The organism is Roseateles sp. YR242 (genome assembly GCF_900109745.1).
In the GTDB taxonomy this organism is placed as follows: Bacteria; Pseudomonadota; Gammaproteobacteria; order Burkholderiales; family Burkholderiaceae_C; genus Roseateles.
In genome coordinates this window covers 75381-96494 of the sequence record NZ_FOAV01000014.1, presented here as the reverse complement: position 1 = coordinate 96494, position 21114 = coordinate 75381, and the positions used below count along the sequence as shown (strand labels likewise).

17 protein-coding genes, 1 tRNA gene, 2 pseudogenes and 1 riboswitch are annotated in these 21114 nt (G+C 67.7%); all 20 genes and pseudogenes read left to right on the top strand.

All coding sequences use genetic code 11. The features are described from left to right. Positions 1 to 33 precede the first annotated feature (33 nt). The 20 genes and pseudogenes from BMY53_RS21220 (at position 34) to BMY53_RS21135 (ending at position 21110) form a co-directional block, all read left to right on the top strand. Positions 34 to 1851, top strand: a complete 1818-nt coding sequence (locus tag BMY53_RS21220) for a tetratricopeptide repeat protein (RefSeq protein WP_177200987.1) — start codon at positions 34 to 36, stop codon at positions 1849 to 1851. Continuing rightward, entirely contained in the window at positions 1851 to 2423 is a 573-nt protein-coding gene (locus BMY53_RS21215) for an outer membrane lipoprotein LolB (protein WP_092948482.1), read from the top strand. The genes BMY53_RS21220 and BMY53_RS21215 overlap by 1 nt, the downstream gene beginning before the upstream one ends. 62 nt (positions 2424 to 2485) lie before the next feature. Beyond that, a pseudogene (gene ispE, locus BMY53_RS21210) lies at positions 2486 to 3097 on the top strand (4-(cytidine 5'-diphospho)-2-C-methyl-D-erythritol kinase); the annotation flags it as partial. A gap of 138 nt (positions 3098 to 3235) precedes the next feature. Then, entirely contained in the window at positions 3236 to 3634 is a 399-nt protein-coding gene (locus BMY53_RS26045; protein ID WP_177200991.1) for a 4-(cytidine 5'-diphospho)-2-C-methyl-D-erythritol kinase, read from the top strand. 40 nt (positions 3635 to 3674) lie between these two features. Next, positions 3675 to 3751: transfer RNA gene (locus BMY53_RS21205), tRNA-Gln, on the top strand. A gap of 68 nt (positions 3752 to 3819) precedes the next feature. After that, entirely contained in the window at positions 3820 to 4782 is a 963-nt protein-coding gene (locus BMY53_RS21200; protein ID WP_092948481.1) for a ribose-phosphate pyrophosphokinase, read from the top strand. Positions 4783 to 4899: 117 nt separating this feature from the next. Then, on the top strand, positions 4900 to 5514 hold the full coding sequence (locus BMY53_RS21195; protein WP_092948480.1) for a 50S ribosomal protein L25/general stress protein Ctc: 615 nt from the start codon (positions 4900 to 4902) through the stop codon (positions 5512 to 5514). Between the two features lie 96 nt (positions 5515 to 5610). After that, positions 5611 to 6243, top strand: a pseudogene (gene pth, locus BMY53_RS21190) (aminoacyl-tRNA hydrolase); the annotation flags it as partial. A 308-nt stretch (positions 6244 to 6551) separates the two neighbouring features. Continuing rightward, positions 6552 to 7169, top strand: coding sequence for a hypothetical protein (locus tag BMY53_RS25580; protein ID WP_143074172.1), 618 nt, complete (start codon positions 6552 to 6554; stop codon positions 7167 to 7169). 66 nt (positions 7170 to 7235) lie between these two features. Continuing rightward, positions 7236 to 7491: riboswitch (cobalamin riboswitch) on the top strand. Positions 7492 to 7559: 68 nt separating this feature from the next. Continuing rightward, positions 7560 to 9479: a TonB-dependent receptor plug domain-containing protein gene (locus tag BMY53_RS21185; RefSeq protein WP_092948478.1), complete on the top strand. Its 1920-nt coding sequence runs from the start codon at positions 7560 to 7562 to the stop codon at positions 9477 to 9479. A gap of 102 nt (positions 9480 to 9581) precedes the next feature. Further along, the gene (gene cobU / locus BMY53_RS21180) at positions 9582 to 10178 is read left to right on the top strand and encodes a bifunctional adenosylcobinamide kinase/adenosylcobinamide-phosphate guanylyltransferase (RefSeq protein WP_092948477.1); all 597 of its coding nucleotides are present in this window, start codon (positions 9582 to 9584) and stop codon (positions 10176 to 10178) included. An 8-nt stretch (positions 10179 to 10186) separates the two neighbouring features. Then, entirely contained in the window at positions 10187 to 11257 is a 1071-nt protein-coding gene (locus tag BMY53_RS21175; RefSeq protein WP_255370312.1) for an ABC transporter substrate-binding protein, read from the top strand. After that, entirely contained in the window at positions 11257 to 12273 is a 1017-nt protein-coding gene (locus BMY53_RS21170; RefSeq protein WP_092948476.1) for a FecCD family ABC transporter permease, read from the top strand. Before BMY53_RS21175 ends, BMY53_RS21170 begins: the two co-directional genes overlap by 1 nt. Then, positions 12270 to 13073, top strand: coding sequence for an ABC transporter ATP-binding protein (locus tag BMY53_RS21165; protein ID WP_255370311.1), 804 nt, complete (start codon positions 12270 to 12272; stop codon positions 13071 to 13073). The genes BMY53_RS21170 and BMY53_RS21165 overlap by 4 nt, the downstream gene beginning before the upstream one ends. 11 nt (positions 13074 to 13084) lie before the next feature. Beyond that, the gene (locus BMY53_RS21160; RefSeq protein WP_092948475.1) at positions 13085 to 14470 is read left to right on the top strand and encodes a cobyrinic acid a,c-diamide synthase CobB; all 1386 of its coding nucleotides are present in this window, start codon (positions 13085 to 13087) and stop codon (positions 14468 to 14470) included. A 190-nt stretch (positions 14471 to 14660) separates the two neighbouring features. Continuing rightward, positions 14661 to 16865 carry a TonB-dependent receptor gene (locus tag BMY53_RS21155; protein ID WP_092948474.1) on the top strand — a complete coding sequence of 735 codons (2205 nt, stop codon included), beginning with the start codon at positions 14661 to 14663 and terminating at the stop codon, positions 16863 to 16865. A 35-nt stretch (positions 16866 to 16900) separates the two neighbouring features. Further along, on the top strand, positions 16901 to 17470 hold the full coding sequence (cobO, locus tag BMY53_RS21150) for a cob(I)yrinic acid a,c-diamide adenosyltransferase (RefSeq protein WP_092948473.1): 570 nt from the start codon (positions 16901 to 16903) through the stop codon (positions 17468 to 17470). A gap of 12 nt (positions 17471 to 17482) precedes the next feature. Further along, the gene (gene cbiB / locus BMY53_RS21145) at positions 17483 to 18436 is read left to right on the top strand and encodes an adenosylcobinamide-phosphate synthase CbiB (RefSeq protein WP_092948472.1); all 954 of its coding nucleotides are present in this window, start codon (positions 17483 to 17485) and stop codon (positions 18434 to 18436) included. Then, positions 18436 to 19596, top strand: a complete 1161-nt coding sequence (locus BMY53_RS21140) for a pyridoxal phosphate-dependent aminotransferase (protein WP_092948471.1) — start codon at positions 18436 to 18438, stop codon at positions 19594 to 19596. Before cbiB ends, BMY53_RS21140 begins: the two co-directional genes overlap by 1 nt. Positions 19597 to 19634: 38 nt before the next feature. Continuing rightward, entirely contained in the window at positions 19635 to 21110 is a 1476-nt protein-coding gene (locus tag BMY53_RS21135) for a cobyric acid synthase (protein WP_092948470.1), read from the top strand. Positions 21111 to 21114 lie beyond the last annotated feature (4 nt).

The window sequence follows — 21114 nt, the reverse complement described above, 5'->3', positions numbered from 1 at the left end:
CTCATTCGCGTCAGTCAGTTCAGGAGTTTTCTCATGCCCGCCTCCGTGCGCCACCCCTGGTGGATCCCCGCTGCCCTCGCCCTGAGCTGCGCTGCCCACGCCCAGTCCGTCCAACCCGCGGCACCGGCCGCCTCGGCGCCACCGGCGGCTGCCTCCGCCCCCCCGGCGGCAGCTTCGGCCGCTTCGGCACCCGAACCCATCTCGAACTCGGACCTCGACGCGCCGATGTTCTACCAGTTGCTGATCGGCGAGATGGCCCTGCAGAACAACGAGCCCGAAGGCGCCTTCCAGGTGCTGCTGGATGCCGCCCGCCGCGCCGAGGACGAAGAACTGTTCCGCCGCGTCGTGGCCATTGCGCTGCAGGCGCGCTCGGGAGACCGGGCCGTCATCGCGGCACGCGCCTGGCGGGACACCCTGCCCACCTCCCAGGAAGCGCATCGCACGCTGATCCAGCTGCTGGCGCTGTTGAACCGCCCGGCGGAAGTCGCACCGCCGCTGCGCGCCCTGTTGGGCATGAATGCACCCGATGCGCGGGCCAACCTGCTGGCCGGCATCCCGTCACTGTTCGCTCGCAGCCCGGAGCCCAAGAAAGTCCAGGAAGCGCTGGAGCCGCTGCTGCGCGAAACGGCAGCCCGGCCGGAAACGCGTTTTGTGTCCTTGATGGTGCTGGCGCGCCTGGCCCAGATGGCCGGCAATGCGGAAACCGCACTGGTCCATGTGCGTGCCGCCGCCAAGGATTTCCCGGAACGGGACGAGCCCCTGCTGATGGCGCTGGAGCTGTTGCCGCAGCGCCCCGAGGCCGAGGCGCTGGTCACCGCCGAGCTGCAAGCCCATCCGGACAAGCAGTCACTGCGCCAGGCCTACGCCCGAGCGCTGGCCCGTGCGCAGCGCCCGGCCGATGCAGCACGTGAATTCCGCGTGCTGACGAAGGACGCGCCGGAGAACCTGACCTCATGGCTGGCGCTGGGCTCTCTGGAACTGGATCTGCAACACCCGGACGCCGCCGAGAACGCCCTTCAGCGCTACATGCGCCTGCTGGACGAGCAACCGGCGCAGCGCGAACGCCTGGAACTGGGCGAGCGCGAAGCGCGCCAGCAAGGCTTGCTGTTGCTGGCCCAGGCAGCGGAGATGCGCGGCGACCTGAAGTCCGCCGACACCCGCCTCAGCCAGATCGACGCCGCGCCCGGCAATATCGACATCGCCTACCGCCGGGCCTCGCTGCTGGCGCGCCAGGGCAAGCTGGAGCAGGGCCGCAAGCTGCTGCAGGCCCTTCCCGCCGACCAGGAACAGGAACGCCGCGCCAAGGTCATGGCCGAGTCCCAGCTATTGCGTGAAAACCGGCAGTGGCAGGCGGCCTATGACGTACTCGGCCAGGCCGTGGCCGCCAATGGTGAAGAGCCGGACCTGCTCTACGAGCAGTCCATGATGGCCGAGAAGCTCGGCAAGATGAAGGAAATGGAAGCGCTGCTGCAGAAGGTCATCCAGATCAAGCCGCAGCACTATCACGCCTACAACGCACTGGGCTACGCCCTGGCGGACCGCAATGAGCGGCTGGAAGAGGCGCGAGACCTGATCTCCAAGGCCCTGACCTTCGCACCGGGCGAGCCCTTCATCGTGGACAGCATGGGCTGGGTGGAATACCGCCTGGGCCGCATGGGTGAAGCCGAACGCCTGCTGCGCCAGGCTTACAGCTCCCGCCCGGACCCGGAGATCGCTGCCCATCTGGGCGAAGTACTGTGGGCCGGCGGCCAGAAGGACGAGGCGCGGCGCATCTTTGCAGACGCCATCAAACGCGACCCGGAAAACGAAGCCGTCAAGAACACGCTGCAGCGCCTGCAGGTGCGCCCCTGATGCGCCGGCGTGCAACCCTGGCGGCAGCAGCCGCCGCCGCGCTATGGCTGAGCGGCTGCAACAGCGTGCCCAAGGTGACCGAGCAGGAAGCAGCCGCCTTGTCCGATGCTCCCCGGCTCACCGGCCGGATCGGCCTGGTGGTGCCGGCAGGCCCGGGCGGCCAGCCGCGCGGCCAGAACGTCACCGCCAACTTCGAACTGCTGGGAGACCCCGCGCAAGGCCGTCTGGAAATGAGCACGCCGATGGGCAGCCTGGTGGCCCGCGTGTCCTGGCAACCCGGTGGCGCCACGGTGCGCACCCCTGATGAAGAACGCAGCTACGAGACGCTGGACGCGCTGACGCAGGAATTGTTGGGCGAGGCCTTGCCGGTGCAGGCGCTGTTCGACTGGCTCAAAGGCCGCCCCTGGGCAAAGACCCCCTACCGCGCGATGGGCGACCAGGGCTTTGAACAGCTGGGCTGGCAGGTGGACCTGCGCCGCTTCCCGAACGGCCTCATCACCGCCCAGCGGCTCAACCCCGAGGGTTCCGACCCCTTGGCCACCTTGCGCCTGAAGCTCGACGAAACACCGTAGTTCCAGGCCTGACAATGCCGGCTTCGGGGCAGCCATGCCGCCCCTTCGGCATACGCTCCCTCATGCAAGCCCGTCCCCTACAAGCCCTCTACGATGTCCCGGCGCCCGCCAAGCTCAACCTCTTCCTGCATGTGGTGGGCAAGCGGCCGGACGGCTATCACCTGCTGCAGTCGCTTTTTGTGTTGATCGACTGGGCGGACACGCTGCACTTCGAGCGTCGCAACGACGGCGCCCTGCACCGCCACGACCAGGGCGACGCCTTGCCTGCTGACGACCTGTGCCTGCGTGCGGCCCGGGCGCTGCAGACCGCCAGCGGCTGCAGCCATGGCGTGGATATCCACATCGAGAAGCGCCTGCCCGCCGGTGCCGGCATGGGCGGCGGCTCGTCGGACGCCGGCAGCACGCTGCTGGCGCTCAACCGGCTGTGGGGCCTGCACTGGCCCCGCTCCCGGCTGCTGCCCATCGCACTCAAACTGGGGGCGGACGTGCCCTTCTTCGTGGGCGGGCGCAACGCGTTTGTGGAGGGCATTGGTGAAATTCTTCACGCGCTGCCGGTGCCGCCCCTGAACCTCGCGGTGGTGAAGCCGGCAGTGAGTATCGGCACCAAGGAAATTTTTTCGAGCCCACTGTTGCAAAGGTCAGAAAGCGTGGCTATAGTAGCGGGCTTTCCTGCAGTGAACGGCGGGCACGAAGCAAACAAAATCGGTCAGGATAAATTCCTGACAGATCAGGGCAAATTCCTAACGGAATTGCAAGTTTGTGGAGTGAATACCGGGCACGCTGAAGATGGGATTCCAGGCAACGCGCACAATATGCGTGAAGCGATGCTGGAGAAACTCACCAGGCAGCTGATTTCGGGATGGGGCAGAAATGATCTGCAACCTCCAGCGGAAGCAGCCAGCCAGGAAGTTTCGGAAGCATTGCACTGGTTGCAAACTCGCTACGGCAATAGTCGAATGACGGGTTCAGGCAGCGCAGTATTTGCTATACTCCCGGCTTCGCAGCAGGAAGCTGCTGCGAATGTGGCAGTGAAGAATGTAGTACTGAATGATGCAGATATCAGCCTGGGAAGTAATTCCAAGGCGACATCGGAAGCAAAAGCAGATGGCTTACTAAATAATAGTTTGCTGTTTGATTTACCTCCGAAATGGGCTGGTAGAATGTGTCGCAGTCTTGAGGTTCACCCGTTATACGGTTGGGCTGAAGACTGAAAAGGTTAAAGGGTGTTGTGCCACGCACAATGTCCTGTGTAGGGGAGTCGCCAAGTTGGTTAAGGCATCGGATTTTGATTCCGACATGCGAGGGTTCGAGTCCTTCCTCCCCTGCCAAATTTCTTAGTTTCAATCCGGGACCCGCTGGGTTGGCCACCGGGCCATAAATTTTTGGATGGCCCGCTGTGCTGCTCAATACCGTCCTCTTCACGGGTAACGCTAACCCGTCCCTCTCCAAAGAAATCGCTACCCACCTGGGCCTCGAGCTCGGTAAAGCTGTGGTTGGCCGTTTTTCCGACGGTGAGGTGACTGTCGAGATCCAACAGAACGTTCGCGCCCGCGACGTGTTCGTGATCCAGCCGACCTGCGCGCCGACCAACGAAAACGTGATGGAACTGCTCATCATGGTCGATGCGCTCAAGCGTGCCAGCGCACGCCGCATCACCGCGGTGATCCCCTACTACGGTTACGCCCGTCAGGACCGCCGCCCGCGCAGCACCCGGGTGCCCATCTCGGCCAAGGTCGTGGCCAACCTGCTGGAAACCGTCGGCGTCGAGCGCGTGCTCACGATGGACCTCCACGCGGACCAGATCCAGGGCTTCTTCGACATCCCGGTGGACAACATCTACGCCTCGCCGGTGTTGCTGTCCGACCTGAAGGCCCGCAATTACGAAAACCTGGTGGTCGTCAGCCCGGACGTGGGCGGTGTGGTCCGCGCCCGTGCGCTGGCCAAGCAGCTCGGTTGCGACCTGGCCATCATCGACAAGCGCCGCCCTGCCGCCAATGTCTCCGAGGTGATGCACGTCATCGGTGAGATCGACGGCCGCAACTGCGTGATCATGGACGACATGATCGACACCGCCGGCACGTTGGTGAAGGCCGCGGAAGTCCTGAAGGACCGCGGCGCCAAGCGCGTCTTCGCTTATTGCACCCACCCCATCCTGTCCGGCCCGGCCATCGAGCGCATCTCGAACTCGCAGCTGGACGAAGTGGTGATCAGCAACACCATTCCCCTGTCGGAGGCCGCCAAGGCCTGCGGCAAGATCCGTCAGCTGTCTGTTGCTTTCCTGTTCGCCGAAACCATCCGCCGTATCTCGGACGGTGAGTCGGTGACCTCGCTGTTCTCCGAACAGAACAACAACTTCTGACCCGTACAAGGTTTCTGATGGCTGCCCGCAAGGCGGCCATCGATCACGAAGGCTGCCTGGTCGCGGGGGCCTTCAACCGGGACACCATGGGGGTGTTCCGTCACATTGGAGTCAACTATGAAATTCGTCGCTTTTGAGCGCAAGCTGCAGGGGACCGGAGCGAGCCGCCGCCTGCGCCACGCTGGCAAGGTGCCCGGTATCGTTTACGGTGCTGGTGAACCCTCTGTCATCGAGCTGGACCACAACGCGCTGTACCACGCCCTGAAGAAGGAAGCTTTCCACAGCTCCCTGCTGGACATGGAACTGGCCGGTGCCACCACCAAGGTGCTGCTGCGCGCCTACCAGATGCACCCGTACAAGCAGCAAGTGCTGCACGTGGACTTCCAGCGCGTGGACGCCACCACCAAGATCACCAAGAAGGTGCCGCTGCACTTCGTGGGTGAAGCCGAATCGCCGGCCGTGAAGACTGACAAGGGCTCCGTGAACCACGTGGTGACCGAGATCGAAATCACCTGCCTGGCTCAACAGCTGCCCGAGTTCATCGAAGTGGACCTGAGCGGCCTGACCATGGGTCACTCGATCCACGTGAACGACCTGAAGCTGGCTGACCACATCAAGGTCGTCACCCACGGCAAGCCGAACCCCGTGATCGCCACCCCGGTGCCCCCGCTGGTGGAAGAGATCGTGGTGGCTGCTGCCCCGGCTCCGGACGCCAAGAAAAAGAAGAAGTAATCTTCTTCCCGCTGCCTTCGGTCCCCCGAAGGTCTGCCATGAAGGCCCCGCTCTGCGGGGCCTTTTTCATGGCCGCCGCACTCGATAATCCGCTCCATGATTCGACTCTTTGTTGGCCTGGGCAACCCCGGCACCGAATACGAAGACACCCGCCACAACGCCGGGTTCTGGTGGATTGACGCCTTCGCACGCGGCCTGGGCGCCACGCTGCAGGTGGATCGCAACTACCACGGCCTGGTCGCCCGGGTGAACAACGCCCCCGGCACGTCGGGCCCGATCTGGCTGCTGCAGCCCATGACCTACATGAACCTCTCGGGCAAGTCGGTCGCGGCGCTGGCGCGCTTCTTCAAGATCGCCCCGGAGGAGATCCTGGCCATCCATGATGAGCTGGACATCGCCCCGGGCGAGATGAAGTTCAAACAGGGGGGTGGCAATGGCGGCCACAACGGCCTGAAGGACATGCAGGCCCAGCTGGGGTCGGCGGACTTCTGGCGGCTGCGCCTGGGCATCGGCCATCCGGGCCACAAGGCAGAGGTGGCCAACTATGTGCTGCGCAAGCCGCCGCTGGCGGAACGACAGCTCATCGAGGACTGCATCGGCAAGTCCATGGACGCCGTGCCGCAGATGCTGCAGGGTGACCTGTCCAAGGCGCTGACCAAGATTCACGCCAAGCCGCCACGGCCGAAGCCGCCACGGCAGGAGCCCCCAAAGCCTGGCGAGCCTGATGCGGCCTCGCCGGCAGCCGGCCGCTCCAATGCGGCCACTGCGACTTCTGCCGCCTCACCGGCATCAAACGTAGCGGCATCGCCTGCCATGCCGTCGCCAGCCCTGCCCGCTGCCAAGGCGTCGAGTGCCAAGGCGGGGGCCACGCTGTCCGCCATGCAGTCAGCGCTGAGGTCCGCCCTGCAGTCGTCCACGTCGACTTCGTCGTCTACGCAGCCAGCGAAGAACGCAGACGAGGCCAACAAGGACAGCAGCACCGGCACGTAGCCGGACTGTTGTCTCACCGCCCAAGCCACCGCGCACGAAGCACGACCATGAAGCCCACCCTCCCCTTCCTGGTCACCGCGCTTCTGTTGACTGCTGCGCTGCAGGCACCAGGAGCGAGCACGGCTCAGGCTCAGGCTCAGCTTCAAGCACAGGCACAGGCCACCGCACCGGCACCGGCAACGCCTGGAGCCGGTCAGGGCGGTGGGGCGACATCGGCGCCCCCACCCACCAAGGGCAGCGCCTCGATCGACTTGAAGGTCGCCGCCATCTACTACCGCTGCGGTCCGAAGGGCCAGGACTTGCGCGACACCCCCTGCCCACCCGGAGCCGGCGGCCAGGCGGCAGAGCTACCTGAAGACAAGGTCTCGCCCGACCAGTTGCAGGCGGCCAGGCAACGTGCGGCGCAAGAGGCCCGTGAGCTGGACGCGCTGCAACGCCGACGCGAACAAGCGCAAGCCCAGCGCGGACAGGGTGCGGCCACCCTTGGCGGCTCAATCGCACCCAAGCCCAAGTCCCGGCCCGCTTCACGGCCGATAGCAGCGCCCAAGCCCCGGCCGCCCAAGAATCCGCCCCAACCTCCACCCAAGTCCCCATCCAAGAGCCCACCAAAGACTCCGAAGAGCACCAAGGCGGCCCAGCCCTCCAAGGCGGCGAGCGTCCCTTGAACCGTCGCCCCTCTTTGCGATGGAACAACATTCCGGCTACGGTCCATGAGTCCGGGAAGCCCGGCGGCTAGAATCCGCCCCGTTGGTGCTCGTGCAGGCATTGCGCCTGTGCAGTTAAACGGGAATCAGGGAGCCGTCGTTTCCACGAAACGTCGTCCAACCTGAGCTGTCCCCGCAACGGTAAGTGGCCGCCGGCCCGCCGATCAGTCAAAGGGTCGGCACACGGCATTGCCTGTACTCATGTCCACTGGTGCTTCGCACTGGGAAGGACGCAGGCATCGCGCCACCAGCCCGGATACCGGCCAACAGGTGGCCAGACGCGCATGCGGCTGGCCGTGTCTCAGTCGCCTGCGGGGAAGCTGGCGGCTGGATCGTCCGCTGATTGCCCACATGTCCCGCTCTCTCCTGCGCGCCCGGCCTTGCGCCCGCTCGCTGCTGGCCCTCACCCCACCGGGCCTCACCCCACTGCTCCTGGCCGCGTGGACCTTGGCCTCGCCCGCCCTCGCCCAAGGCACCGAAGCCGCCGCTGCCAGCAAGCTCGATCAGGTCACCGTCACTGGCGCTCGCGCGCCCATGCGCCTGGCCGATGTCCTGGGTGACCTGACCCTCATCACCCGAGACGACATCGAAAAGCAGGGCTACGGCAACCTGGCCGACCTGCTGCGCAACGTCGGTGGCCTGGAGATCACCCGCAACGGCACTGCTGGCGCCACCACCAGTGTCTATGTACGCGGTGCGGAGAGCCGCCACACCGTGGTGCTGGTGGACGGTGTCCGCATCGACTCGCAATCCACCGGGGGGGCGGACTGGCAGAACATTCCCCTCTCGCAGATTGACCGGGTTGAGGTGCTCAAGGGCCCAGCCAGCGCGCTGTATGGCTCCGACGCCATCGGCGGCGTGGTGCAGATCTTCACCCGCCGCGGCAATGGCCGCACCCAGGTGGAACTGGGCATCGGCGCCGGCAACCTGGGCACGGGCCGTGCGGATGCCAGCATCACCGGGGGCAGCCGTCAGTTCGACTACGCCGCCACACTGGCCGTGGATCGCGGCACCGGTTTCAACAGCTACCTGCGCACCGGCACCGGCAGCTCCAACCCGGACAAGGATGGCTGGCGCAACTACAGCGGCAGCGTCCGCCTGGGCGGGCAGATCACCGACGGCCACCGTCTCGAAGCCGTGGCCTTCAAGAGCCGCACCGACAGCGGCTATGACGCCAGCACCACCGCCGACGACCGCAACATCACCACCACCGAGGCCGGCCGCCTCGGCTGGAACGGTCAATGGTCCGATGCGTTCTCGACGGCGCTCAACATCACCGAATCCCGTTCGGAGATGCAGACCCGGCCCACCTCGCTCTACCTGACCCGCACACGTCTGCGTAGCGCCACGCTGCAAGGCTTCTACAAGCTGGATGACCACCAGCAGGTCAATGCCCTGCTCGAACACCGCGAAGATCAGCTCATCAACAGCAGCCTGGTGACCCAGGGCAAGGACGACCGCAGCCAGAACGCCGTCGGCCTCAGCTATCTGCTCACTGCCGGTGCGGCCAGCCTCCAGGTGCATGGCCGGCATGACGATGACCCGCAGTTCGGCGGCGTCAATACCGGCACCGTGGCGGCGGGTTACCAGCTTGGCGGCGGCTGGCGCGCCACGGCTTCGGCGGGCAATGCCTTCCGCGCGCCCACGCTGTACCAGCGCGGCAGCATCTACGGCCCCGACCTGAGCCTTCCGGGCGTGGAAGCCCTGCGGCCGGAGCGCGCCCACAGCACAGAGCTGGGCCTCAACTGGACCCGCAGCACTTACGAGTTGGGCGTCACCACCTATCGCAATCAGGTGCGCGACCTGATTGCGTTCGGCGCGGCCGGCACCTGCCCCTCCACCACCGGCTGCTACGGCAACATCGCCCGCGCCACGCTCAAGGGCACCAGCCTGAAAGCCGGCGCGCAGCTCGGCTGGGTGCATCTCAGCGGCCAGCTGGACTTCAGCGCCCCTACCGACGACAGCACCGGCAACACGCTGATTCGCCGCGCCAGGCGCTACGGCAGCCTGCGCGCCGACACCCAGTGGTCCGCCTGGACCTTCGGCGCAACGCTGCAGGGTTCCGGCGCCCGGTGGAACGACGCCGCCAACAAGACCCGGCTGGGCGGATACGGGCTCGTCAACCTGGATGCGCAATACCGCCTGGCCAAGGATTGGCGCGTGCAGTTGAACATCGACAATGCTCTGGACCGCACCTATCAGACGGCCACCTACTACGCGCAGGCGCCACGCACCTGGATGCTGACGCTGCGGTACGCGCCGTCGTTCTGAGAGCGGTCCAGGCCCGGACTGTTCCAGCGGTCCCCTCAACGTCCACGCAGTTTTCCACCGCGGGTCCGTGATGCCCCGGCGGTGGCCTCAAGGAGTGTCTTCATGGCGGCACATCAGCTCATCGTCGGCGGCCAGCGCAGCGGCAAGTCGCGGCATGCCGAACGGCTGGCTCAGCGTTGGCTGGCCACGCCCGGCCATCAGGTCAGTGTCATTGCCACCGCCGAGGCGCATGACGATGAGATGCGCGAGCGCATTGCGCGCCACCGCGCGGACCGGCCCGAAGGCTTCGACACCGTGGAGGCCCCGCTGCGGCTGTGTGAAGCCCTGCGCACGCAGGCCTCGCCACGACGCCTGCTGGTGGTGGACTGCCTCACGCTCTGGCTCACCAATTGGCTCATGCCCATGGACGGTGCGCCCCGCCTGGAAGACTGGCGCACGGAATGTGCAGCCTTGCAGCAACTGCTGCCCTCGCTCACCTCCCCGGTGATCTTCGTGTCCAACGAGGTGGGTTGGGGCGTGATGCCCATGGGCAGCGGGGTGAGAGCCTATGTGGACGAGCTGGGCCGGCTGAACCAGTTGGTGGCCCGGCAATGCGCTGAGCTGACGCTGATGGTGGCCGGCCAGCCGTGGACCCGCCCCGTGCTGACGGAGCGGGAACTGGACACCGGCCTCACGCCAGCCATGAAACACAACGAATGAGCACCGCCATGACATCGGCAGACACCACCGCTTTCAGCAGTGCCGGCAGTATCAGCAGCGCCGGCCTGCCCACCCGCATGGGCGCATCAGCCAGCGGCACCAGGCCCGACGGCCTGCGCATCGCCCAGCGCCTGCGCCCTTGTCTGCAGCGCCTGCACCGTTGCCTGCGGGCCTTGCCGGCGGCAGTGCTGGCCGCCGTCGCCCTGCAGGCCACCGCTGCGCCCCTTTCGCTCAAGGACGACCGGGGCGCCACCATCCAGTTGCCGGATACGCCTCGCCGCATCGTCAGCCTGCTGCCCTCCCTCACCGAGACCATCTGCGAGCTGGGCGATTGCGACAAGCTGGTCGGCGTGGACCGCTTTTCCAACTACCCGGCCCGCACGCAAGGCCTGCCCAAGCTCGGCGGCCTGGACGACACCGCCATCGAGATGCTGGTGGCCCTCAAGCCGGATGTTGTTCTGCTGGGCGTCTCCGCCCGCGTCATCGACCGCCTGGAATCGCTGGGCCTGAAGGTGGTGGCGCTGGAGCCCAAGAGCATGACGGATGTGCAGCGTGTGCTGGGCAAGGTGGGCCTGATCCTGGGCAAGCCCGATGACGCACGCCGCCTGTGGAACCGCATTGATGGCCACCTCTCGCAGAGCGCCGCGTCGCTGCCCCCGGCCGCGCGCGGGCTGAGCGTGTATTACGAGGTGGATGCCGGCCCGTATGGCGCTGGCAGCAGTTCCTTCATCGGCGAAATCCTGACGCGACTGGGCGCACACAACATCCTGCCCCCCGAACTCGGTCCGTTCCCCAAGCTCAACCCGGAATTCATCGTGCGGGCGGACCCTCAGGTCATCATGGTCGGTCAGCGCAATGCGCCAGGCCTGCCACAGCGTCCCGGCTGGGCCGGCATCCGCGCCGTCAAGCAGCAACGTGTCTGTGTGTGGCTGCCCGCCGAATCCGATGTGTTGGTGCGGCCCGGCCCGCGCATGTCCGAAGCGGCGGCCCTGATGGCACGTTGCCTGCGTGATGCGGCCGCCGGCCCGGTTGCCTGGCCCACCACCCCCTTCAACGCGCCGCCTGGAGGCATGCGCTGATGCTGTCCATGACTACACGGACATCGGTGCAATTGGCAGCGCTGTTGGTGCTGGGCGTGGTCCTGCTCGGCCTGGGCCTGGCCGTGGGCAGCACCGGCTGGAGCCCCTGGTTTGGCGAACACGCCTGGCCCGCCGACACCATGCACCAGATCCTCTGGGACATCCGCGCGCCACGCTCCATCGGTGCCTGGATGGCGGGCGCGTTGCTCGCCCTGGCCGGTGCCATCGCGCAGGGCCTGTTCCGCAATCCGTTGGCGGACCCGTACCTGCTGGGCTGCTCGGCGGGCGCCTCGCTCGGCGTGGCGGCCCTGCTGTTTGTCATCGGCCTGTCACCGGCGGCCACGGCGCTGGCGCTGCGCATCGGCATGACCGGGGCGGCCTTCTCCGGCGCGGTGCTGGCCGTTGTGCTGTCCCTGGTACTGGCACGCGGGGCCGAACACGGCCTGCGCCTGCTGCTGGCCGGGGTGGTGGTCGGGGTGGTGCTGGGCTCCGGCGCAGCGCTGCTCACCCTGATCAACCCGGACGCCTTGCGCGCCATGCAGGCCTTCATGCTGGGCAGCACCGGCTATGTCGGCTGGAGCGCCGTGCAGGTCATGGCCATGGCCCTGGTGCTGTGCCTGTTGGTCGGCCTGGCCTGCAGCCGCGCGCTGGATGCACTCACGCTGGGCGAAGACACTGCCCGCTCGCTGGGCCAGCGCCTCACGCTCATCCGCCTGCTGCTGATTGCCACCTTGTCGTTGGCCACAGGCGCCGCCGTGGCGCAGTGTGGCCTCATCGCCTTCGTCGGCCTGATTGGCCCGCACCTGGTGCGCAGCTGGGGGCCAACCACCCACGGCGCGTTGCTGCTGCTGTCCGCGCTCACTGGCGGGGCGCTGCTGCTGGCGGCCGATATCGGGGCACGCTGGGTCATTGCACCGCAGGAGCTGCCGGTAGGCATCATCACCGCGCTGCTCGGTGGGGGTTATCTGCTGTGGCTGATGCATCGCCGCTCCAGCGCCCTGGGAGCCACGCGATGAGCTTCACCGCCCATCACCGCAGCACCGCGCCGATGGCCGCGGTGCCAGCCCTTCACATCGACCTGCAATCACTGTCACTGGGCAGCCGGCAGGTGCTGCAGGCGCTGAGCCTTTCGCCTGCGCCGCGCGAATGGATGGCCATCGTCGGGCCCAATGGCGCGGGCAAGTCCACCCTGTTGCGCGCCATGGCCGGCCTGCTCCCCTTCCAGGGCACGCTGAGCCTGGACAAACGCGCCTGGTCCGATTGGCCTGCCCGTGAGCGGGCCCGCCACATCGCATGGCTGGGGCAGAACGAAACCACGGCGGAAGACCTCACGGCCTTCGATGTGGTGATGCTGGGGCGCCTGCCCCACCAGCCCTGGCTCGCACCGGCCCGTGCGGCTGACCATGAGGCCGTGCAGGTCGCCATGCAGCAGACGCAGAGCTGGGAATGGCGCGACCGCCCCTTGGGCCGGCTCTCCGGCGGCGAACGCCAGCGCGTGCTGCTGGCCCGGGCACTGGCCGTACGTTCCGGCGTGCTGCTGATGGACGAGCCACTGGCCCACCTGGACCCGCCGCACCAGAGCGACTGGGTCCATCTGGTGCGGCAACGTGTGAACGATGGCGCCGCCGTCGTCAGCGTGCTGCACGAACTCAACATCGCCATGCAGGCGGACCGCCTGGTGGTGATGGCCGACGGGCGCATCGTCCACCAGGGCGCGCCGCACGACCCCGCCACACACGCCGCACTGCAGGAGGTGTTCCAGCACCGCCTGTTGATCCTGCAGGTGCAGGGCCGCTGGATCGCCATCAACGCCTGAGGACCCGCTTCATGACTGGCTGCCAAGCCCTTTTCATCAGCGCCCCGGCCTCCGGCCAGGGCAAGACCAGCATCACCGCGGCGATCGCCCGGTCGGCCGTGCGTCGTGGCCAGCGGGTGCGCATCTTCAAGACGGGTCCGGATTACCTGGACCCCATGGTGCTGGCCCGGGCCAGCGGCCACCCGGTCTATCAGCTCGACTTGTTCATGGGCGGCGAGGACCACTGCCGTGCACTGCTGGCCAGCGCTGCGCAACAGGCGGACCTGGTCCTGGTCGAAGGCGTGATGGGCCTCTTTGACGGGGCCCCCTGCAGCGCCGACCTGGCCGCGCGTTTCGGGTTGCCGGTGCTGGTGGTGGTGGATGCCTCCGGCATGGCGCAGACCTTTGCGGCCGTGGCCACCGGCCTGGCGCGTTACCGCGACGACATCCGTGTGGCGGGCGTCGTGGCCAACCGGGTGGGCAGCGCCCATCACGCGAAGATGGTGGCGGAAGGCCTGCCGGTGGATCTGCCCCTGGTCGCGGCCGTGCAACGCCAGCAGGCGCTGAGCCTGCCGGAGCGCCACCTCGGCCTGGTGCAGGCGCTGGAACTGCCGGACATTGACGCGCGGCTGGATGCCTGGGCGGACGCCTGGGAGGCCGGTGAAGCGCTGGGCAAGGGACTGGCGGCGGTTTCCCATACCGTGGATCTGGCAGCGGCGGCTTCTCCCACTGACCGTACTGGCCGCACTGGCCGCACTGGCCGTGGTGACCTTACTGACGGAAGTCCCGATCAGCGCCCGCTGGCAGGCCGACGCATCGCTGTGGCCCAGGACGCGTGTTTCTCCTTCATCTATCCCGCCAACCTGGACGAACTGCGCCGCCTGGGTGCGGACGTGCTGTGCTTCTCGCCGCTGGCCGGTGACGACCTTCCCGCCTGCGATGGTCTCTGGCTGCCGGGCGGATATCCCGAACTGCATGCGGCGGTGCTTCGCCAGCACCCCAGCCTCTTCCGCAGCCTGCGCAGCCATCTCGACGCCGGCAAGCCGCTGCTGGCCGAATGCGGCGGCATGCTGGTGCTGCTGGATTCGCTGGTCGATGGCGAGGGGACTCACCACGCCATGGCCGGCCTGATGCCCGGCAGCGCCAGGCTGCAGTCGAAGCTGGCGGCGCTGGGCCTGCAGGCGGTGGACTGGCCCGAAGGGCCCCTGCGCGGCCACAGCTTCCACTATTCCACGATGGACACGCCGCTCACGCCCGTGGCGCATGCCAGCAACCCGAATGGCGGCCGCACCGCCGAACCGCTGTTTGTGCAGGGCTCGCTGCGCGCGAGCTACCTGCACCACTACTTCCCCTCCAACCCGCGCGCGGTGGCGGACTTCTTCCACCCCGGCAACGGCGGGCCGGCATCCACCGGCTGATGGCCACAGGTGAGGCGCCTGTGCTCAGCGGCTCCTGCGAGGCGACGCATCGCCAGTGCAGCGCCTGCCCACGGACAGGCTCGTTGACCCCGCATTCCCGCAAAAACGACAACAACCAATGAAGACAAGCTCCTGCCCGTTCCCTCTAGCCGCGGCCGCAATCGCGGTACTCACGCTGTCAACGTCGGCCATGGCCCAAGAGAAAACCGCCGCCCCAGACGCCAAGGTGGGCACGCCCGCCAACCAGGTCCAGGCAAGTACCGGGGCGGATACGAACGCCCAAGCGTCGGACAACGCCACGCAATCTGCCACGCTATCTGCCACGCTATCCGCCTCGCCATCCGCAGCCACGTCGGGCCCCACGCACAGCAGCGCTGCCCAGCCTCGCCAGCTGGCCACCGTGAATGTCAGCAGTCGTGCCCGCCTGGGCGACGCCCAAAGCGCCAGCGAAGGCGAACTGGGTGTGGAACGGCTGGCCATGCGCCCATTGCTGCGCCCCGCTGAGTTGCTGGAAGCGATGCCCGGCATGACGGTGACCCAGCACAGTGGCGACGGCAAGGCCAACCAGTACTTCCTGCGCGGCTTCAATCTGGACCACGGCAGCGACTTCGCCACCTTCGTGATGGGCATGCCGGTCAACATGGTCACGCATGCCCATGGCCAGGGCTACATGGACCTGAACTTCCTCATGCCCGAGCTGGTGGACAGCCTGGTCTACCGCAAGGGCGCGTTCAGCGCGCAGGACGGGGACTTCGCCACCACCGGTGCTGCGCGCATCGGCTATGTGAGCGAGATCGAACGCCCCTTCGTCCAGGTCACCGCCGGCCCCTATGCCTACCGCCGCGCCATGGCCGCTGGCAGCACCGCCATTGGCGGCGGCTGGACCGTGCTGGGGGCCGTGGAAGGCAGCCAGTACGACGGCCCCTGGGTGCAGCCTGAAGATGTGCATCGTCGCAATGTGGTGTTGCGCCTCTCGCGCGGCGACGATCGCAACGGCCTGCAGTTCAACGCCATGGCCTACAGCAGCAGCTGGATGGCCACGGATCACGTGCCCGAACGGGCCATCACCAGCGGCGAGATTGACCGCTACGGCGCGCTTCAGGACGGCGATGGCGGCCGGACCCACCGCCGCAGCCTGAGCACGACCTGGTTCTACAACCAGGGCGACAGCGGCCAGTGGCGTGCAGACGCCTGGGCCATCGACTACGGCCTCGACCTCTTCTCCAACTTCTCGGGCTACATCTCGGGTGCAGACGGCGACCAGGCCGAGCAGTTCGATGAACGCCGTGTCTGGGGCGGATCGGTTGCCCATCAGGTGGCGGCACGCTGGCTGCCGGCGAACCAGCAGTTCCAATGGGGCCTGCAATGGCGGCATGACAAGATCGATCAGGTCGGCCTGTACCAGACGGTGGATCGTGAGCGGGTGAACACTGTCCGCCAGGACCGCGTCACCGAGGACAGCCTCGGTCTGTACGGGGAACTGACCAGCCACTGGACCGGCTGGCTGCGCAGCGTGGTCGGTCTTCGCTGGGACACGATGCGGGCCCGCGTCACGCCCACTGAGGGTGAATTCAATCTGGACAACGGTGGCCGTGCCAACCAGTCCAAGTTCAGCCCCAAGCTGGGCCTGATCGCCCGCGTGGCCACCGATACCGAGCTATATGCGCATTGGGCTCGTGCCTTCCGCAGCAACGACGCGCGCGGCGCCACCACCACCACCAACCCGCAGGACGGCAGTGCCACCGACCGCCTGCCGCTGATGGCCGCCACCAAGAGCACCGAACTGGGCCTGCGCACCAAGCCGCTGCCGCAATGGACCACCAGCCTGGCGCTGTGGCGGGCCAACCTGGATTCCGAACTCGTGTTCGTGGGGGATGAGGGCGTGACCGAGCCGCGCGGTGCCTCACGCCGCCTGGGTCTCGAATGGTCCAACGACGTGCAGTTCGGCGACTGGCTGATCGACGCCGATGCCGCATGGTCGCGCGCCCGTTTCGTGGAGTCGGTGGAGAACGAGTTCGGCAGCGGTCGTGACGTGCCCAATGCCGTGCCGGTGTCAGCCTCGCTGTCGGCCGCCTGGCAGCCGGCCGGCCCGTGGTCCAGCGGCGTGAAGCTGCGCTATATCGGCGCCTATGCGCTGGAGGAAACCGGCCGCCAGAAGTCCCGCGCGGCCTTCACGGTCAACTGGCGCCTGGGGTATCGCTTCAACGAGCGTTGGTCGTTCGGGCTGGACGTGCTCAACCTCTTCGACGTTCGCCGTAACGACATCGAGTACTGGGGCGCTTCCTGCACCCGCGCGGAAGGCGCCGGCTGCAACAATGGCGAAGGCATCAACGGGCGCCTGGTGCATCCCATGGAGCCTCGCACCTTCCGCCTGAGCCTGCGCGCCACGCTCTGACCCGACGCGCCGAGAGAGAACGGAGAGTTGTCCCCATGGAAATTGAAAAGCCACCCGTCGACCGGGAACGCATCATCGCCACGGCCGAACGACGCGGCCTGGTCCTGGTGCACACCGGCCCCGGCAAGGGCAAGAGCACCGCAGCATTCGGCCTCGCGTTGCGCGCGCACGGCCGGGGCAAGGCGGTGAAGATCTACCAGTTCATGAAGGTGCCCAGTGCCCGCTTTGGCGAGCACCGCGTCTTCGAGCAACTGGGCGTGCCCATCGAAGGCCTGGGCGACGGCTTCTCCTGGAAGAGCAAGGACCTGGAGCACTCCGCCCAACTCGCCCGCGACGGTTGGGAACGGGCCAAGGCCACCATCGACGGCGGCGGGCATTTCCTGGTGGTGCTGGACGAGATCATGTACCCGCTGCGTTACGGCTGGCTCCCGCTGGAACCGGTGCTGCAGACCCTGCGGGACCGTCCGTCGCACGTGCATGTGGTGCTGACCGGGCGCAACGCCCCGCAGGAGTTGATCGACCTGGCCGACACCGTCACGGAGATGGCCATGGTCAAGCACCATTTCAAGGCGGGCGTGCCGGCGCAACGCGGCATCGAGGACTGAGGCGGCCATGCCATGACCCACGCCCCTGAGTGGCTTGCGCTGCTGCCGCCACTGGCCATGCTGGCAGCCTTGATGCTGGACCGTCTCTGGGGCGAGCCACCGGCGTGGGCGCATCCGGTCGTGGGCATGGGCCGTTATCTGGGGCTGTGGGGGCGCTGGCTTCGCCGCCTGCCGCCGCGTCGCGCCTTCCTGGGCGGTGCGCTGGCCTGGCTGCTGGGGGCGGCCGTGGTGGTGGCGCTGGCCACCGCGCTGGAACAGGGGCTGTGGATTGCGTTCGAACCCTGGCGGTCGCTCTGGCGTCATATGGCGATGGCGCTGATGCTGGGCGCCCTGCTCAAGCCGATGCTGGCCTGGCGCATGCTGCACGAGGAAGTGGCCGCCGTGGAGACGGCGCTGACGCGCTCGTTGGACGACGGGCGGCGGCAGCTCTCCCGACTGGTCAGCCGCGACACCTCCGTGCTGACGGCCACCGAGGTTCGCGAAACCGCCATCGAGACCCTGGCGGAGAACCTCAATGATTCGGTCGTGGCGCCGCTGTTCTGGTTTGCCGTGGCCGGGCTGCCCGGTGCGGCGCTCTACCGCTTCGCCAACACGGCGGATGCGATGTGGGGTTATCGCGGCGACTGGGAGTGGGCGGGCAAATGGGCCGCACGGGTGGACGACGTGCTGTCCTGGCTGCCGGCTCGCCTGACCGGCCTGGCCATGGTGGCCTTGCACCCGACCCTTCTCGGCCCGCTGTGGCGGGAATCCGGCCGCACGCCGTCGCCCAACGGCGGCTGGCCGATGGGCGCCATGGCACTGCGGCTGGGCCGACGGCTGACGAAGCCGGGGCACTATGAGCTGAATGCGCATGGCGGCGAGATCGGCGCCGCCGACATGGTCACCGCGCAAGCGCTGGCCCGCCAGGCGCTGTGGCGCAGCGTGTCGGTGGTGGCCTTGCTGGCCATCGGGTTGAGGGCGCTGTGATGAACACCCGCTCCGCCACCACCCTTCCAGTCCATGGCGGCACGGACGCTGGACCGCCGGTGCTGCACGACTTCTCCACCAATGCCCATCCCTCGGGCCCGCCGCCCGCCGTGCTGGAGGCCGTGCTGTCTGCCGACCGGCATCGGTATCCCGACCCCGCCTACGCCATGCTGCGAGCCCATCTGGGCGACTGGCACGGCGTGGCGCCGCACCGTGTGGTGCCGACAGCCGGTGGGGCGGAGGCCATCCGTCGGCTCAGCCTCGTGGCCTTGCTGGCGGGCATTCGACGCGTCTGCGTGCCCCAGCCAGGTTTCGGCGATTACCGCGCGGCCGCCGAAGCCTTGGGGCTTGCCGTGGTCGGTTATGCGGACACCCAGGCCCTGGCAGCGGCCATGGACCAACCTTGCCTGGTCTGGATCTGTGATCCGTGCAACCCCACCGGCGCCACGTTCAGTGCAGCTGACTGGGCGCTCGTCGCGCGTGCCTGCAGGGACACCGGCAGCCATGTGGTGGTGGACCAGGCCTATGAACCGCTGCGTCTGCTCGGCTCATCAGCCTTGCCCGAGGAGATGGCGAATCGAGTATGGCGCCTGATCTGCCCCAACAAGGCCCTGGCCCTGACTGGCGTTCGGGCCGCCTATCTGCTGGCGCCCGCCCACGAGACGTGGCGCCAGCGCATGGAGACCTTGGCCTCCAGCTGGGTGCTCTCCGCTGAAGGCGAAGCACTGTTGCGCGCCTGGGCCTGCGAGCGCGTGAAGGACGGGTTGATGGCATCCCGTCCGCTGCTGCGCCAATGGGGCGACGAGCAACGGGCACGTCTCGCAGCCTGCGGGTTTGAGCCCATGGCTGGCAGCGTGTCCAATTTCTGGCTGGCACGGCTACCAGGGGCCGAGGCCGGCCTGCCGCCCGGCCAGCTCAGTGCGGCTACCCCTGCGCCGGTCGATCTGGTGCAGGCCTTGCGCACCCACGGCATCAAACTGCGGGATGCCCGTTCTTTCCAGCGCCCCGGCTGGGTGCGCCTGTCGGTGCAGAAGCCCGAAGCCGTGGACGCGCTGGTACAGGCGCTCCATCAGTTGACGGGGCGCCATCGCCTGGCGGGCGCCTCTCTCACTGACGTGGACCTCCACCGCATCACCGGCCCTCAAGAGGATGTTTCGTGACTGACAAAACCCCAGGCGCCCGTCGCGGCCGCGCGGTGATGGTGCTGGGCACCACCAGCGGCGCCGGCAAGAGTTTCCTCACCACGGCGCTGTGCCGCTGGTATGCGCGGCAGGGGCTGCGTGTGGTGCCCTTCAAGGCCCAGAACATGAGCAACAACGCCCGGGTGGTGCCCGGCGTGGGCGGACGCATGGGCGAGATCGGCTCTGCCCAGTATTTCCAGGCCCTGGCCGCCCGCGCCCGCCCCGAGGTCCGCATGAACCCGGTGCTGCTGAAGCCGGAGAAGGACACGGCTTCCCAGGTGGTGGTGCTGGGCGAGGTGGACGAAGCGCTGACGCGCGCACCCTGGCGCGCCCGCAGCGAGGCCCTCTGGGCCAGCGCCCGCATGGCGCTGCATGCGCTGCTGGATGAGAACGATGTGGTGGTGATCGAAGGGGCCGGATCACCGGCGGAGATCAATCTGCATGCCAGCGACTACGTCAACATGCGCACCGCCTGCGAGGCCGACGCCGCCTGCCTGCTGGTGAGCGATATCGACCGGGGCGGCGCCTTTGCCCACCTGTTCGGCACGCATCAACTGCTGCCCGAGCACGAGCGCGCGCTGATCCGGGGTTTTGTGCTCAACCGTTTCCGCGGGGATGCGGCATTGCTGGCCCCGGGCCCCGACATGCTGCAGGCCCTCACCGGGGTGCCCACCATGGCCACGCTGCCGATGTGGCGTGGCCACGGCCTGCCCGAGGAAGACGGCGTGTTTGACGACCGCAGCACCGGCACGGCGGGGGCCTGCCGGGTCGCGGTGGTGGCCTATCCACGCCTGTCCAACCTGGACGAATTCCAGCCGTTGCGCCAACTCGACGGCGTGCGCCTGAGCTGGGCGCGTACACCCGCCGATCTGGTGGACGTGGACTGGATCATCCTGCCCGGCTCCAAGGCCGTGGCGGCTGACCTGGCCTGGCTGCGTGCACAGCGCCTGGACCAGGCCATCACCGACCACGCGGCGGCAGGCGGGCGGGTATTGGGTATCTGCGGCGGGCTGCAAATGCTGGGTGAGGCGCTGATCGACCCCCACGGGCTGGATGGAAACGCCCCCGGCCTGGGCCTGCTGCCCCTGGTGACCCAGTTCGAGCGCGAGAAGCTGCTGCGCGAGACCGAGGCCCGCTTTGCAGCCCGCCTGGACGCGCCCTGGTCCGCCTTGGGCGGCCAGCCCGCACACGGTTACGAGATCCACCACGGCCGCACCGCGCAGCACCCGTCGCTGGCTGCCGCCACGCCGGTGCTCTTTGACGACCGGGGTAACACCATCGGCTGGCAACATGGCCCGGTGCTGGGCCACTACGCGCACGGCCTGTTCGAGGACGAGCGTGTGCTCACGGCCTTGTTCCAGCGGCCGGTCCGCCCGCTGGAACAGGTGTTCAACGAACTCGCCGATTACGTGGACCGCCACTTCGCGCCGGGCGTGCTCGCCGGGCTGCTGCTGCCCCGAGGCGCGGCGCCACCCGCCGCCGTTCCACCCTGACACG

Excerpts from the sequence above, each read along its gene's own strand:
- BMY53_RS21170 (WP_092948476.1), top strand. The coding sequence starts at position 11,257 with ATGCTGTCCATGACTACACGGACATCGGTGCAATTGGCAGCGCTGTTG.
- BMY53_RS21160 (WP_092948475.1), top strand. The coding sequence starts at position 13,085 with ATGACTGGCTGCCAAGCCCTTTTCATCAGCGCCCCGGCCTCCGGCCAG.
- BMY53_RS25580 (WP_143074172.1), top strand. The coding sequence starts at position 6,552 with ATGAAGCCCACCCTCCCCTTCCTGGTCACCGCGCTTCTGTTGACTGCT.
- BMY53_RS21140 (WP_092948471.1), top strand. The coding sequence starts at position 18,436 with ATGAACACCCGCTCCGCCACCACCCTTCCAGTCCATGGCGGCACGGAC.
- BMY53_RS26045 (WP_177200991.1), top strand. The coding sequence starts at position 3,236 with ATGCGTGAAGCGATGCTGGAGAAACTCACCAGGCAGCTGATTTCGGGA.
- BMY53_RS21175 (WP_255370312.1), top strand. The coding sequence starts at position 10,187 with ATGACATCGGCAGACACCACCGCTTTCAGCAGTGCCGGCAGTATCAGC.
- BMY53_RS21165 (WP_255370311.1), top strand. The coding sequence starts at position 12,270 with ATGAGCTTCACCGCCCATCACCGCAGCACCGCGCCGATGGCCGCGGTG.
- BMY53_RS21195 (WP_092948480.1), top strand. The coding sequence starts at position 4,900 with ATGAAATTCGTCGCTTTTGAGCGCAAGCTGCAGGGGACCGGAGCGAGC.
- BMY53_RS21185 (WP_092948478.1), top strand. The coding sequence starts at position 7,560 with ATGTCCCGCTCTCTCCTGCGCGCCCGGCCTTGCGCCCGCTCGCTGCTG.
- cobO (WP_092948473.1), top strand. The coding sequence starts at position 16,901 with ATGGAAATTGAAAAGCCACCCGTCGACCGGGAACGCATCATCGCCACG.
- BMY53_RS21135 (WP_092948470.1), top strand. The coding sequence starts at position 19,635 with ATGGTGCTGGGCACCACCAGCGGCGCCGGCAAGAGTTTCCTCACCACG.
- BMY53_RS21220 (WP_177200987.1), top strand. The coding sequence starts at position 34 with ATGCCCGCCTCCGTGCGCCACCCCTGGTGGATCCCCGCTGCCCTCGCC.
- cbiB (WP_092948472.1), top strand. The coding sequence starts at position 17,483 with ATGACCCACGCCCCTGAGTGGCTTGCGCTGCTGCCGCCACTGGCCATG.
- BMY53_RS21155 (WP_092948474.1), top strand. The coding sequence starts at position 14,661 with ATGGCCCAAGAGAAAACCGCCGCCCCAGACGCCAAGGTGGGCACGCCC.
- cobU (WP_092948477.1), top strand. The coding sequence starts at position 9,582 with ATGGCGGCACATCAGCTCATCGTCGGCGGCCAGCGCAGCGGCAAGTCG.
- BMY53_RS21215 (WP_092948482.1), top strand. The coding sequence starts at position 1,851 with ATGCGCCGGCGTGCAACCCTGGCGGCAGCAGCCGCCGCCGCGCTATGG.